Source organism: Pontiella sulfatireligans, from assembly GCF_900890705.1.
Lineage (GTDB): Bacteria > Verrucomicrobiota > Kiritimatiellia > Kiritimatiellales > Pontiellaceae > Pontiella > Pontiella sulfatireligans.
On sequence record NZ_CAAHFH010000001.1, the window covers coordinates 2,498,164 to 2,512,988 of the forward strand.

The following is a 14,825-nucleotide window of genomic DNA, read 5'->3' on the forward strand; positions in this document are numbered from 1 at the left end:
TTATTCACCTCTCAAATCCGGCCGTTTCGAAACAACCTCGCGCTTCAGGATCTGTTTCAGCTGTTCAACCTTTTCGGGATACTTTGCCGAAAGCTCGGTCGTTTCCATACTATCCTTTAGGATATTATAGAGTTGATACTGGTCACGCTTCTTCCCGATCTCGACTAATTTGAAGCCATCCCGCGCAATAACGGTGCTGCTGCCCATATAGAACCGCTTGTTCTGTACGGTGATGAAATCGTGCGTCTTTTTCTGCGGCTGACTCAGCAACGTAGGCAGATAGGAAATGGAATCCTTGCCTTTTGGAACCTCAACGCCGCCGATATCGGCCAGTGTGGCCAGAAAATCATAATGCGTACTCAACAGATCCGTTTCCGTGCCCGGATTGATTTTTCCGGGCCATCGCACCAGCATCGGACAAATGATTCCTCCCTGGAATCCGCTGCGCTTTGCTCCGGCCAATCCGCCGTTGCCGTCAAAGACATCGCCGCCATTGGATGTACGCCATTTATTACCCGTCCAATCAGCCTTGCTCCCATCAGGGAAAGTCTGGTTCTTAAACCCGTCATACACTTTGCTGTAGTAGGGGCAATGTCCGTTATCGGAAGAGAACAGCACGATGGTACTGCCATCGATTCCCTGCTTTTTTAATTCGGCCAGAATCAGCCCCACGTGATCATCGAGCATCTTGATCATCGAAGCATATTTCTTTTCTTCATAGGTCAGGCGGTCGTCGTTCACAAAGTCCGGATGGATGGCTGGAATTCCCAGCTCGCCATGCGGAAGCTGCGTCGGGTGATATAAAAAGAACGGTTCATCCCTGTTTTCACGGATATATTTCAGCACTGCTTCAATCATGACGATCTGTGAATGAGTCTCCCCTCCACTGCCCGCCGGCAGATCGCCCTGCTCCAGAAACTTTCCGCAGTCCGGATCGTTGTTGCCGGGGAGATCGTACCGTTCGCCGTTGCGCCAAAGATACGGCGGATAGTAGCCATGGCAGCGGCGGTGGTCGTAAAAGCCGTCATAATAATCCCAGCCATAGCGCTTTACCTTTTCATGCCACGTCAAAAAGCCGACATCAAGTTTGCCGAACTGTGCGGTCTTGTATCCCCCCTGCTGGCCAATCTGGCCCAGAAACACCTCATTCGGCGCAACGGGATGCGTATCCTTCTTCAGTTGCGCAAATTTCTTTTGATACTCTTCTTCTGTAATCCGCCCGGCATCGCGTTCGATTGGGAGGCCGGCTTTGTTATAATCCCAGCCCCCAACCCGGCCATCGTGCATACCGGTTGCCAGCGCCCAGCGCGACGGCGCACAGAACGTCGCGCCATAATAGTTATTAAACTTCATCCCCTCGGCCGCTAGGCGGTCGATGTGCGGCGTTTTAATGATCTTCTGCCCGTAGCAGCCCAGCATGCCGGGGCCGAGGTCATCGGCAAAGATCAGGATCACGTTGGGTTTTTCCGCCGCATGCACGAATCCCAACAGGCTTAAGGCCAGCGCCGCAGTGCCTACCCAATTTCTATTTGCCATGGTCTTCTTTCCACTTCTTCACTTCGGCGGCCCACTTGCCGGGGCGGGCGTCTTCGGCCGTCAGGACCGGCTTCTTGGCATTGTACTTAAAGCCTTCGAGCGTCACGTTCTCGATATCAATTTTATAGTGGCCTTCGACGGTATCCTTCACCCCGCCGATCGATGGCCCTCGGAAAAACTTGTTTTCCCAGACCAAGTCCAGATCGTCGTAGTATTCCTCTGGAATACTCATCATCGCGTGGGTTTTGATCTGCGCGGTTTTGCCGAAGATTACGCGGATGTTTTTCACATAGCTGCCTTCCGCAAAGATGCCGTCCGTCGCATCGGGATTATGTTTTAGTTCAGCCGCCTTCACGCCGCCCTTGCCCATGGTCACGGCATAGGCACTGCTCTTTGAAACAACCCCGTCCACCTTCACCACGCCGTTCATCGCGCTGTGCGGGCCGAACATGACGGCGCAACGGCCGTTTTCGTTCGTCACGTTTTTCGCCGTAATGTCATAGATGGCCGTTTTATCGCCCACTGCACCGGTTTCCATGCGAAGAGTTACGCCGCCGTCAGCATAGATATCTTCAAAATGAACCGACTGCGCACCATGCAGCTGAGTCAGGCCGTAACCGGGACTGGCATTAAAGATACGGCAGTTGCGCACCTTGCCATCGGTCGACCGCGAAACCGGCCATTTGCTGCTGTCGTGCTTCGTCTGCTGCGGAGTCAGTGTAATGCCGCAATAGACGGAATAGTTATCGCGCACGTCCATGTTTTCGATCAGGAAATTTTTAACCATTTTGGTCAGGATGCCGCGAACACCGCCGCCCTTGACGCGTACGCGATCGGAATAGTCGATAATGAACGGTCCGCCAACCCCGCGAATGCTGACGTTTTCGATGTAGGCCATTTCGTCCTTTTCCGTCCACTTTTTCTTATTGGCCGGGCGCTCCGCATCCATCGAAAAAACCACCGTTTTGGTTCCCTCCGGCCAATAGGGCTTGAGTATTGTGCCTGCTTCGATCAGCAGATGAATATTGGATTTCAGCTTAACGCCCGCCAACCGGTATGTGCCCTTCGGGACAATCAGCCGCCCGCCTCCTTTTTCCGCTAAATCGTCGATCGCCTTTTGGAAAACCTCGCTCTGGTTCTTCTTTGCACGGTCGTCCACCAGCCCGTAATCGGTTTTAGCGTTTTTGGTGAGTCCGTTCGGATCCATGGTTTCGGTGTACTTTGCCTTAACCGACACGTTGAGTGCCGCAAGCACAGCAATTAACAAATAAACCCTAAAACCTTTCATCCCATCTCCTAATATTTAACCTTATATCCCTACATACAACATGAGGGCGCCCGTCCGAAACACTGGATGTGAAACATCTCTTTCCTTTATTTCAAATGACGGACAAACGAAGCGCCTTATGACAGAGTCACATTCAACCTAAATTGTAAAGGGGTTCAGGCTGCGCTCCACTTCATTATAAGCCGGATTCGTATGTGCCGACTCCCATCAGTGGGAATTCACAATGTCCCCCGCCCCGAAAGAGAGGTTCGGCAACTGCTGAGAAGCAAGGTGGCGCGAACGGTCGAAGCACGGATTGTCACGCGAACAACGGATGCCCCAGCGTCCCTCGATCCAGCCTTCCTGCACTTTCCCATGGGCTTCTCATTCCTTCGTTTTCAGATCTGGGCGTTCCGAATCGATCTCACGCTCTAAAACGGCCGCTAGTTGCGCGGTTTTTTCGGGATGCTTCATTTCCAGATTATGCCGTTCCTCGTTGTCTTCCCTGATGTTGTACAGTTGGAAGCTCCGGCCCTGTTTGCTTTTGATTTCAACCAGCTTCCAGCCATCGCGGGAAATCAGCGCGCTGCTTCCCATCGTCTTGTTGTGATTATTGACAATCACATAGTCATGCGTCTTGGCCTGAGGCTTGGCCAGCAAAGTCGGCAGATATGAAATGCTGTCCTTACCCTTCGGAACAGCAACGCCGCCGATATCGGCCAGCGTCGCCAAAAAATCATAATGAGCACTCAGCAGATCGGTCTCGGTTCCGGGCGCAATATGCCCCGGCCAACGGACAATCATCGGGCACTGCATGCCGCCCTGGTAGCCGCTGCGCTTTAGACCGGCGCGGCCGCCGGCACCGTCAAAGACATCGCCGCATTCGGAGGTGCGCCATTTTTTGTCGGTCAGGTTGGCCTTTTCACCATTCGGAAGCACCTGTTTCTTAAACGTCGCCTTGGAGCCGTAATACATTTCATGGCCGTTATCGGAACTGAAAAACACAATTGTCTTTTCGTCTAGCCCCTGTTTCTTCAGCTCCGCCATGATCAGCCCCACGTGGTCGTCGAGCATCTTGATCATGGATGCATATTTTTTCTCGGCCAGCGAGAGCCCGGGATCATCGGCAAAATCCGGATGCAGCTCAGGAATAGCCACAGGGCCGTGCGGCAGCTGCGTCGGGTGGTACAGGAAGAACGGCTCGTCCTTATGTTCGCGAATATATTTGAGAATGCCTTCGATAAACACATTCTGCGAATAGGTTTGGCCTCCGTAGCCCACCGGTTCATCCCCCTTCTCACTCGTTTTCCCGCAGTCTGGAAGCGTGTTGCCCTCCAGCTCGAACCGTTCGCCGTTGCGCCACATGTAGGGAGGGTAAAATCCGTGGCATCGCGCATGGTCATACATGCCCTCATAGAAATCCCAACCGAAACGCTTAACGCGCTCGTGCCATGTCAGAAATCCGCGGTCGAGCTTGCCGAACTGAGCCGTCTTGTAACCGGCCTGCTGGCCGATCTGCCCCATAAACACTTCATGGTCCGGAATGGGGTTCGCCTTGGCTTTCACCTCGGCCATCTGCTTTTGGTATTCCTCTTCGGTGATTTCGCCGGCATCCCGTTTGATCGGAACCCCGGCCTTGTTGTGCTTCCAGCCGCCCATGCGGCCATCGTGCATACCCGTCGCCAGCGTCCAGCGTGACGGCGCGCAAAAGACCGCGCCATAATAGTTGTTGAATTTCATGCCCTCTGCAGCCAGCGCATCAATGTGCGGCGTTTTCACCATCTGCTGCCCGTAGCACCCCAGCATGCCGGGGCCCATATCATCGGCGAAAATCAAGATGATGTTCGGGTTTTGATTGGCGGGCTGCGCCACACCGGCAAATGCGGCGGCACATATTACAATCAAGGTGTTCAATCGTTTCATAATAGCCTCACTCTTCAGGGATGCTTGGCATCCAGTGTTCTTTCAAAAAATCCTTCGACAGCTTCTCTTCATTCTCCGGACACCGCAAAACGGTCAAATGCCCCCATGCAAATCATCACACTGAATAATTCGTAATTCCTGATTGGGCTCAGCGCGTAGCACCAGAAGAGGTAAGTTCGCTTAATTTAAGAGTTCGTGAGTCGATCACCTCGTCATCAATACTCACCATACTGAACTTGACCTGTGGGTCTGCGGCCTTTGTGTCGAATTCCATCAGGCCAAAGGAACATTTTTCGTTATAGCCCATAATGAACTCCGACCCCTGGGCCTTTTCCATCAGCGAATGCGTATGTACATTCGTTAGGCGCGAACTCATGACTTCGTACAGATCGCAGCCGCTCGAACGGGGAATCTTCCGCATATCTGTGCGGTGGCGATCTGCCGACATCAATACAACGCCAGCGACTTTCTGTTCTTCAATGAAGGAGAAAATTTCTTCCCGCTCATCCGCAAAGCCGTCCCATGTATCTTTGCTTTTCGGCTTAACGCCCGGTGCATACGGGACGGAAGAGACCAATACCTTGAATGATCCTCTTGATTTTTCCAGGGTTTGGAAAAGCCATTTTTTCTGAACCGGCCCTAGCATCGAGCCCCCCTCTAAATCACGGTAGTAGCGACAATCGAGCATAATGAAGTGCACATCACCGATATAAAAGTCATACCAGCATCCCGGATTCGCGGATTCGCCGCCATAGGAAGGATTATTCCAGTTCTGCTTATAGACTTCCCAAACCGTGCGTTTCCATGGAGGAGTTTCTATTTGCGGGCCCGGATTGCAATCGTTCAGGCCAAAGTCATGGTCATCATAAATCGTATAAACCGGCACCCTTGCAACCAGCGCACGCCAATCCGGCTGACTCTGCCGGCGGTAGTAGCAATAGCGTTGGGTCAACGTATGTTCCGGATCATCGATATAGACATTGTCGCCCAATAGAAGCAACGCATTCAAATCGTGCGACCCAATCGTTTTCCACATCCGTTCATACTGCGGGGTAAAGCCCGCACCGCCGCCAAAGGCCACCCGGAACACAGCAGCATTTCCAGCCGACGGAAACGTCTTGAACGAAGCGTCCTGACCCACCGGCTCCCCCTTGATCAACAATCGATAGCGGTATTCCGTGTTCGGCTTAAGATCTCTAACCTGAATGACCGCCGTATAGTCCTGAGCGGCGTTCGAACGCCCCTTTACGCGGACCACCTTGCCTTCAGAAGACTCCACCTCTATCGACACATCGGTCTCTTCCAATGTTCGAACCCAGATGCGTACGGAATCTGAGGTCATGCTCCCCAGCATCGGACCATGCAGCAACATTGAACCGTTCTCCTTAATCCAGTCCCCGACGGCCGGCTGATCATACAGCGGCTGAAATGCGCCGCGCGGCCCAGCGGAAAAACGCTCAATAGGCAAACCGAGTTGAACGGCCGTCTGGGCATGGAGGAACGCCGCTTCAGCATCCCCCTTTTGACAATATGCCATGGCCAATACATATTCGTGTTCAGCCTCACTGATGGGGCTGTTCTTTTTCTTTGGGGTCGTTGCCGCCATCTTGATCGCATCGTCAACCTGCCCCTTTGCCAATAAACGAACCGCACCACGCCCCGGATCGTGCTGCGCACGCACCAAGGTTGAGCAGATCAACACCACCATTAACAACAAACACCTAGTCTTCATAACGTTCTCCCGGAATCAGTTCCAAACCGCAATTACCCGCTCGTACTGTCATCAGCGGCACAATCACTTTGTTCATCCGCATCATCTAACCTGACGCTCGACACATCTGTATGAGGACAACCGGAACTTATCGCAATTTTCCCATAGGCCGCAGAGGATCCTCTTCCCAGTGCTGGGGAAACTGATGATTTCAGTTCCGTCTCCTTCACACCCCCAGTAATCCCATGAGAATAAAGGTTGATTTAGTCATCCTATTTTTTTGTCCCGGGTTTGGGGGTTCTTTGAATATGAGCGTCCAGCGCCTTTGCGAGACGCTCCGCAATTTCCGGATGATCCTTGATCACGTTATTGCTTTCGCCGATATCGTCTTTCAGGTTGTAAAGCGTCGGTCCTTTGGTGTCGCGCTTGGTGGCCTTGACTTTGAAGAGCTCTTTTTTGTGGTATTTCCAATCTCCGGAACGAACCGCGTTGTGCACGAAGAAATAATATTCATGCGGCGTTTTAGCGCCGTCTTTGGCCGTGAGCATATCGGTGATGTTCATGCCGTCCAGCTCCGCCTCCGGAAGTTGGGCTCCGGTGATATGCGCGAGGGTCGGCAGCAGATCCATGGAGAGCGCCATTTCGGAGCAGGTGCTTCCCGCTGGAATATGTCCCGGCCACTTGATGATGGCCGGCACCCGCTGACCGCCTTCAAAGCTGGTCATCTTGCCTTCAAAGAGCGGCAGCGCACATCCGCCGTGATCACCTTTGATCAGCCACGGGCCGTTGTCTGAGGTGAAAATTACGATGGTGTTTCCATCGATCCCCAACTCGCTAAGATGCTTCATAATGCGCCCAGCGTTGTGATCAATCTCCTCAATCACATCTCCATAGAGCCCGCGAGCGCTCTTCCCTTTAAAGTCGGAGGAAGCAAACAGCGGGGTGTGCGGCATGGAGTTGGCCAGATAAAGGAAGAACGGCTTTTCCGCCTTCACGCTCTCGCTGATAAACTTGATGCCTTCATCCGCATAGCGCCGGGTAATGGTGGACTGGTCGGCGGGAAACTCGATGCACTCCTCGTTGCGCATCAGCGGAACCTTGTCTTTTAAAGATCGCGGATTACCATTGTTGAGCTTGCCAGTGAAAGCGTCGTCCAAGGTTTGGAAACTTTGCTCGTCTCGAAAAAGGCAGTCCTTCGAATATTTCATGTTCTTCGCTGGATACATGTCGTTCGAGTAGGGAATTCCGTAGTAGGAATCGAATCCCTGGTTGGTCGGAAGGAATTCTAATTCATCGCCCAGATGCCATTTGCCGACGGCGGCCGTGGCATAACCCGCACTCTTAAGCATTTCAGCCATCGTCGTGTGTTCCGGTGGTAGGCCCTTATGGCCACGGTTCGGAAAAAACACACCGGTCACGCCGACCCGGTACGGATAGCAGCCGGTAAGAAAGGCTGCCCGCGAGGCTGAGCAGACCGGCGACGCCACGTAAAAGTCGGTAAAGCGCATGCCCTCTCTGGCCAGCTGATCCACATGCGGCGTTTTAATGTCCGGCGAGCCGTAGCACCCCAGATCCTGATAGCCCTGGTCGTCATTCAGGATAATGATAACATTCGGTTTTGGCGCCGCTGCAGCATTCAGCATGCCGCCTGCAAAAAAAAGAAGAGCCAGTACGGTTTTTTTTAACATGATTTTCATTCCTCGGTTTAAACTGCCGTGTGTTCGCCCAGCATGGGCATCAAATGCTTGCAAGCGATCATCAAGGACTCACGGTCAGACTTCGGATTACCACCGGCCCATGGTCGCCCTGAATGACAATAGCCCCCGTTGCGGCCTCCCCGCTCAATGGGCTGGAACGGGTCGGACCGGTCACTTCAGCATTCTGCTGAACGAGCTGCCCATTCACATGGACAGAAATGAACCGTGCATTTCCCGTCTTATTGCCCTGCACGTCAAAGCGGGGCGCACGGAACACAATATCCATTTCCTGCCATTCGCCCGGAGCTTTCGCCGCATTCACCATCGGAGCAGTGCCTTCAAATCCCTGCCCCTTTCCCGTTGCATCTGCAGGCCGTCCTTTTCCCCAACGCTGGTACACTCCTCCAAGATCACTGAACTTAGGTTTCTTTACACCAAAGCTATCGAGAATCTGGATTTCATAGCGGCCCATCAGATAGATCCCTACATTGGATTTTTTCGGCACCATGAATTCGAGATGAACGGAAACGTCGCCGTACTCCTTTTTGGTGAAGAGATAGTCTGCTTTGTTTTTTTTGGATCCGTTACTCAATATCCCGCCCGATTTCCCCGCATGCGGTATTGTTTCGAGCATCGGTTTTTCCGGCACGGCCGATGCCTTCGTAACGAGCGACCAACCGCTGGCCTTTCTAAAGTTCGAGAGTACGTCCCCGGCAATAAGTTCGTCTCCAGCACGAACAGCACCACTCCCCAGAAGCAGGGCCGTCACAACACCATATCCAACTTTAAGCACAGTCATAATAATTTCCTCTTTCCCTAACGGATTTGTTCTCCGGGCAATGCAGTTGTTTTGCTGAAGGTCTCAACCGGACGACCGGCGCTTTCCAGCAGCACCGTGGCGGTCTGCTTGCTTCCTTTGGGGAGGGATGAATCGCAAACCAGCCTCACCATCGCCTTCTCAAACGGCTTCAGGGCGCGCACGGTTCCGGAGGCAATCTGCTTTTCCTTGCCTTCCTTGCCGACCAGCACCTTGACGGTCGATTTTTCAGAGGTCTTCTCGCCAAAGTTCTGCACTTCAACATACGCTTCGAGGCCGGCATCGGTGAATTCAAACTTCGGTGAAAGAGCGGAAAGCATCGGTACCGCTGACTCCATTCCCGGCAGGCGCACCCAGCCGAACAGAATCTTGCCCGCCGCGGTTTTTCCGAGCAGCTTCCCGGCAAAGTTATCGGCCGTAAAGCCGTTGCCTTTGCCGTCGAACGTCACAATCAGATCCGCGCCGTCCTTTTCGGTTCTGAGCACCTTGCTTCCCCGGCCATAGTTAACCTCTTCCGACGCGCCAAAACGCAGCGCACCAAGATCAATGTCCATATGCGGATTAAAGCCCTCTTCCGCCATCACCTTCATCCGAATTTCACGGGTATCCGCCGTGATCGGCTCGGCGTTCAGCAGCGAGATCAGCCGTGGCACGACCACCGGAATAATAATGTTTTTCGAGTTATGAATATCATTGGGCAGATCGGAATATTTATCGCTGTCGATCACGGCAAAATGCGCCTGAACCGGCCGGCCATGCTTGTCCTGCAAAAAGCGGATGCGTTCATATTTATACCAATCGAGCTTGGTGCCGTCTTCATAGCGGGCAATGCCGGGCGCATAGGCTTCCCCCGGCTCGGTCTTCCAATGAAAGCCGTCCAGCGAGCGCAGGTAATAGGCAATCCGCCCCTTCCAATCGTTGACGATGATATGATACTGCACATCGTCTTTCCACATGACCGGATCTTCAAATACGCCGGGCACCTTGGGATAGACCGACTCCGCGCTGACCTCCGACCAATCATCTCTACCGTCTTTGCTGGCCCACATATAGCCCCGGCGCGAAACAGCAATCACCGAACCATCCGACCGCGGAGTGAACGAAAAGTTGACGTAGTTCTTGAAGGCATACCGCTCGCGCTTATCAAAGTTATAGGTGCCGGCTTTCCACGGACCGTCCAAACTCTTGGAATAATAGAAGCGGCCATGGGTTGAATAGACCATATATTCGCCCTTGGCATTCTGATACAGCTCCGGGTTGTGGCCCGGCCCAATCCAGTCGCGATACGTATACGGACCCATTGGGTGGTCGGCTGTTGCATGAACAATTTCCGAATCAAAATAGCCGAAATGGCCGCGTGGCTCATTCTCCGGCCAACGCGCAGTGAACATATGATATGTTCCGTCGTCGGCTTTGAGCACATCCGCGCACCAATACGACCATGCCGGATCTTCGATGCCGTTGCTGAGATCGCGCGGCTTAACGTTGTCGCCGCCCCACGTGTCGCTAGTCAGCGGCGCCATGATCGGCATCGGTTCAAACAGATCAATGAATTGTCCGCCGGGCACAAGGTTTTTCCACTCCGCCGGGCGTTCGCGAGCTTCCACGGCGGCTTTTTTCGGAATTTTGGCCTCTCCGTTCATTGTGGAAAATGCCACCAGCAAAACCGCGGTTGGAATCATTATCTGCTTCATCAATTGGGACTCCCCATTCGTTCGTTCTTTTCAAAGCTGAGCTCTCGCCGGCTATGCACTCAAGATGCAGGTTCAAACGAACCGGCATTACGTCTACGACGCAGGCGGAACCAGACTTTTGGACATGCTGTTCCTTTATAACCTGTCCGTCCGCCCGCGGCTCATTCTTCGCCAGTGAATCGGTTCAACACAGACGCATACCACCCATAAATCCATTTCGCGAATGGTTTAAGATACTACACGGGTCTAAACGACGATATCCGCAGTTGCGTAAATGATATGCGCTATTTAGCCAACCGCCCTCAGGCGGCAGAAGTTCGAGAGATATTCAGCGCCCGAGCCGCTGCAAAGGCGCAGAATCATGGCCGAAGTTGTTTTAACCATTTTCATGCGGCCATGCTTCCGAGAAGGTTATCCCAACATTTCGCCGGGGGCAACGGGTCTGCCGTTAAGGAACGCATCGGCAGGCATGCGCTTCTTGCCGGCGGGCTGAATCTCCACCAAACGCAAAGCCCCCTCGCCCGCCGCCACGAGCAAACGGTCGTCGAGCACTTCGCCGGGCTTGCCCGAGGTTTCGTCGAGTTCTGCCTTCCAGACCTTCAACACTTCACCGCCGGGCAGGACGCACGTACTGCCGGGCCACGGATCGAAGGCGCGGATGCGGTTGCGGATGGCCACGGCAGGAAGCGCCCAGTCGATGGCTGCATCCTCCTTGGCCAGCTTGCGCACTTCAACCACTTGGGATTCGTCCTGCACGGTGCGGGAAACGGTTTCGTTGCGGATGTCGGCAATCGCCTTCAGCAGCAGCGACGCCCCGAAAACCGCCAGCTTGTCATGCAGCGTTTTGGAGGTTTCAGCATCCCCAACGGGATAGGTTTCCTGTCGCAAAATGTCGCCGGCGTCCATTTTCGGCGCGAGATAGATGATGCTGACGCCGGTGGTTTCGTCGCCGTTGGCAATGGCCCACTGGATCGGCGCCGAACCCCGGTATTTCGGCAGGAGCGACGGATGGACGTTGATCGCCTCGCGCGGGGCGAGGTCGATGACGCGCGAAGGAATGTATTGGCCGTATGCCACCACCACGAACAAATCGGGCTTCCACGCCGCCAAGGCTTCGACTGCCGCTGGATCGCCGATTTTTCCCGGCGTTATAATGTTTAAGCCGCGCTGCTCAGCAAAGGCTTTCAGCGGGCACGGCGTCAGAACGCGCTTACGCCCGGCAGGACGGTCGGGCTGCGATACCACGCCGACGACCTCATCGAGGCCGGCCTGTAGAATGGCTTCCAATGACGGAACGGAGAGTTCCGCCGATCCCATGAAAACGATGCGCATGGATTTCCTCCAACTATTGCGCCGGCGCAACCGGCCCCCCAGCCGACCAGCGGTCGCGGTCGGAAAGGAAAATCTGGTCCTGGCGGTTGAGCGCGGTGATCTGCTTGAGCGGAAAGTCGGGCGGCGTGCGCCCGCTCATGACGGGCAGCCAGCTTTGTTCCGGGCCGTCGAGCAGCTGCTTGACGAAGGGCTTGTCCTTCGTGATCGTGGTGATGTACATGCCGCTGATGTATTGCTTGTAGTCGTTGATTTCATAGAAATCATCGAGGTCTTTCGGCAGCTGGATCGAGATGCGGTCGCCGTACCAGGCCGTGGCCCACGGCATATCCGTCACCATGACTTCGCGCGGCGTCAGCCAGCCCGAGACGGTGGAAATGAACGGCGCGTAGTATGGCGGATAGGGATGGTTCGCGTGCGGGGGCATCAGCGTCAGACCCAGCGGAATAACGGCCAGCGCCACCAACAGGCACTTCAGACCAACGTTGTACAGGCGCACGCCAAGGTCAAGCCGGTCGATGAGAATGTAGAAAAACGCCATGCCGTATAAAATGACGAAGGGCCAAAAGACGTGAATCATCCGAATCGACGACTCCGAAAAGAAGCCGGCAATAAAGGTGGTGAGCAGCAGCGAGAGCCCGATCCCCCAGCGCAGGTAGTTCACTTGAGGCCGCACGAAGTGGTAGAAGAAGGTGACCAGGAACAGGGACATCAACACGCCGCCGCCGAGCCCGGGCAGCACGGATTGATGGTTTTCAGAATAGTTGGTCACCCATTTCTTCTTCAGCTCGGAGCTAAACTGGCCGAACGAAAAATTCGGATGCAACTGGCGCGAAAACTGGGTGTCAGGGTATTTCGTCGTATCGGCCAGCGAGGTGTGCGCCGCCATTCCAACCGGATTGCCGCTGATCTTAAAGTTGCGGTAGAGCCACGGTGAAATCAGAACCATGAACAAAACGATAAAAACCAGGGCAAAACGCGTTCCACCGCGGAAGCGCCCGCTCATCAGCCAGGCAAACAAGGCAATGCCGGGCACCGCCGCCGCCGCAATGTAGCGCGTCAGAAAGGCGATCGCCGCGAACAGAACCGACAAAACAAACGGAACGGCCCACCCGGCCGTCGTACTGCCGTCGCGCCGGTTGAGCATGGACACCACCATGGCATAGAACGCAGCCATCACAAAAAACGTCGCCATGGAAATGTTAAGCCCTGAAATACTGTCCTGCCACGCCACGTTGCTGAGGTAGTAGATGGTCATTCCCAAAAAGCCTATTTCGCGCGAAAACAGCCGTTTCCCCATTAAAAAGAGCAACCCGCCCGTCAAAATGGTGAAGATATGGTTGATGGGAAGCACCACCCACTGTTCGGCGGGCATGGTGGCGGAACGGCTCCCGATAGGGATAGAAAACGGATCCGCACCAACGAATTCAAAAAACTTGAATCCCGCCGCCAGCACGGCCGGATAGGCCGGCGGGTGCAGCAGATCTGGATGGTCGTCAATCCGGGGATTTTCGCCGGGGGTCCGCTCACTCACCTTCCACATGGTTACGGGTCGCACGCATTTGGTGACCATCCCGCCGCTCGGCGTCATGTTCCGGCCCAGCTGGGCCAGATCCATGGCTTCCTCGGTCTTTAGCCCGCGGAACTGCGTAGCGGAGTAAAGCATCACAATAACCAACAGGAACAGAAAATAGAGCGTAACCCGGATAATCTTGAGGCCGGTGCCCGTATCGATGCTGTATACAATATCGTGAAGTGTTGATTCAAAAGACCTGTTGTCTTGCGCCATTGCCGCTCCAAAAGTTGATTATGCTTTGCAAAATGAACCGATTAGTATCCATGAAAACCGATGGAATACAAGTGCGCACCCCGCGGAAAAAGCGACGCACTGAACCGACTCAATTCCGGGCATCTACACGGGAAAAATGTTCGAACGCCTTGGATTCCAAGATAACAGACGCGCCATCCCCGTGCTTCAGTTCCAACCGCTCAGCCTCGGCAGTGGCCTTGCCGATCATAGGAAGCGCTCGGCCAAAGCGCCTTTCCCACTGCCGCTGAAGCGTTTCTGCATTTTCCGCAGACGCCGTAAACAGCAGTTCAAAATCCTCGCCGTCGTAGAGTGCCTGCTCCAGAGTTCCCGTTTTAGGGATGCTTTCGGCCGCCAGCACCGCCCCGACGCCGCTCTGTTTGAGCATGTGCCGCAGATCCGTCGCCAGTCCGTCGCTGACATCCATCATGGCATTCACCAGGCCGGTCTCGCGCAGGAAAACGCCCTCCTCAACGCGGGGAACAAAATCAAGATGCTTGCCCGTGATGCTGCAGCCCAGCGGACCGCTCACAAAAACGGCATCGCCGGGCTTGGCCCCGGAACGCAGCAACGCGCTCCCCTCCGGCACGAGTCCCGTGCCGAACAAATGCAGCTCCAAGCAAGCGCCCTGTGCAAGGTCGCCGCCAATAATGGTTGCGCCGAAGCGGGCGCAAAGCGCGCCCATGCCTGCATAGATTTTTTCGAGCCGTTGAAAGTCCATCTCCGGCGGCGCGGCCACATTCACCAGCATCCACTGCGGCTGGGCGCCCATGGCGGCAATATCGCTCAACACGCGGCCCGCCGCCTTGTTGCCGATCCGCTCCGGGATTTCGCCGGGATTGAAATGTACGCCCTCGATCACCGGATCGGTGGTGAAAACCTGGTCGCTTCCCGTGTGCGGAAGTGTGGCCACGGCGCAATCGTCGCCCGCTCCAACCAATAGATCGGAGTGGTTCCCCAGCATCGCCGTCAGCCGTTTAATAGCCTCGTGCTCGCCTATCTGCCCAAGTGTGTTCATGCGTAAAAGACTAGCCGAATCGCACC

11 protein-coding genes are annotated in these 14,825 nt (G+C 54.6%); all 11 read right to left on the minus strand.

Features of this window, described 5'->3' with window-relative positions:
- Entirely contained in the window at positions 1–1,536 is a 1,536-nt protein-coding gene (locus tag SCARR_RS08430; RefSeq protein WP_136061042.1) for an arylsulfatase, read from the minus strand.
- Positions 1,526–2,824 (minus strand): glycoside hydrolase family protein, encoded by a 1,299-nt coding sequence (locus tag SCARR_RS08435; RefSeq protein ID WP_136061043.1) that lies wholly within the window; start codon positions 2,822–2,824, stop codon positions 1,526–1,528. Before SCARR_RS08435 ends, SCARR_RS08430 begins: the two co-directional genes overlap by 11 nt.
- A gap of 207 nt (positions 2,825–3,031) precedes the next feature.
- Entirely contained in the window at positions 3,032–3,172 is a 141-nt protein-coding gene (locus SCARR_RS29670) for a hypothetical protein (protein ID WP_456238413.1), read from the minus strand.
- Positions 3,173–3,187: 15 nt separating this feature from the next.
- Complete coding sequence (locus tag SCARR_RS08440; RefSeq protein WP_136061044.1) at positions 3,188–4,726, minus strand: arylsulfatase; 1,539 nt, start codon at positions 4,724–4,726, stop codon at positions 3,188–3,190.
- A gap of 148 nt (positions 4,727–4,874) precedes the next feature.
- Entirely contained in the window at positions 4,875–6,458 is a 1,584-nt protein-coding gene (locus SCARR_RS08445; protein ID WP_136061045.1) for an alkaline phosphatase D family protein, read from the minus strand.
- A 251-nt stretch (positions 6,459–6,709) separates the two neighbouring features.
- The gene (locus SCARR_RS08450; protein WP_222846223.1) at positions 6,710–8,125 is read right to left on the minus strand and encodes a sulfatase family protein; all 1,416 of its coding nucleotides are present in this window, start codon (positions 8,123–8,125) and stop codon (positions 6,710–6,712) included.
- Between the two features lie 70 nt (positions 8,126–8,195).
- Complete coding sequence (locus SCARR_RS08455) at positions 8,196–8,933, minus strand: 3-keto-disaccharide hydrolase (RefSeq protein ID WP_136061047.1); 738 nt, start codon at positions 8,931–8,933, stop codon at positions 8,196–8,198.
- Positions 8,934–8,950: 17 nt separating this feature from the next.
- Positions 8,951–10,645, minus strand: coding sequence for a glycoside hydrolase family protein (locus SCARR_RS08460; protein ID WP_136061048.1), 1,695 nt, complete (start codon positions 10,643–10,645; stop codon positions 8,951–8,953).
- 411 nt (positions 10,646–11,056) lie between these two features.
- Positions 11,057–11,977: a methionyl-tRNA formyltransferase gene (gene fmt, locus SCARR_RS08465; protein WP_136061049.1), complete on the minus strand. Its 921-nt coding sequence runs from the start codon at positions 11,975–11,977 to the stop codon at positions 11,057–11,059.
- A 13-nt stretch (positions 11,978–11,990) separates the two neighbouring features.
- Positions 11,991–13,763 (minus strand): ArnT family glycosyltransferase, encoded by a 1,773-nt coding sequence (locus tag SCARR_RS08470; protein ID WP_136061050.1) that lies wholly within the window; start codon positions 13,761–13,763, stop codon positions 11,991–11,993.
- A 109-nt stretch (positions 13,764–13,872) separates the two neighbouring features.
- The gene (locus tag SCARR_RS08475) at positions 13,873–14,799 is read right to left on the minus strand and encodes a thiamine-phosphate kinase (RefSeq protein WP_136061051.1); all 927 of its coding nucleotides are present in this window, start codon (positions 14,797–14,799) and stop codon (positions 13,873–13,875) included.
- Positions 14,800–14,825 lie beyond the last annotated feature (26 nt).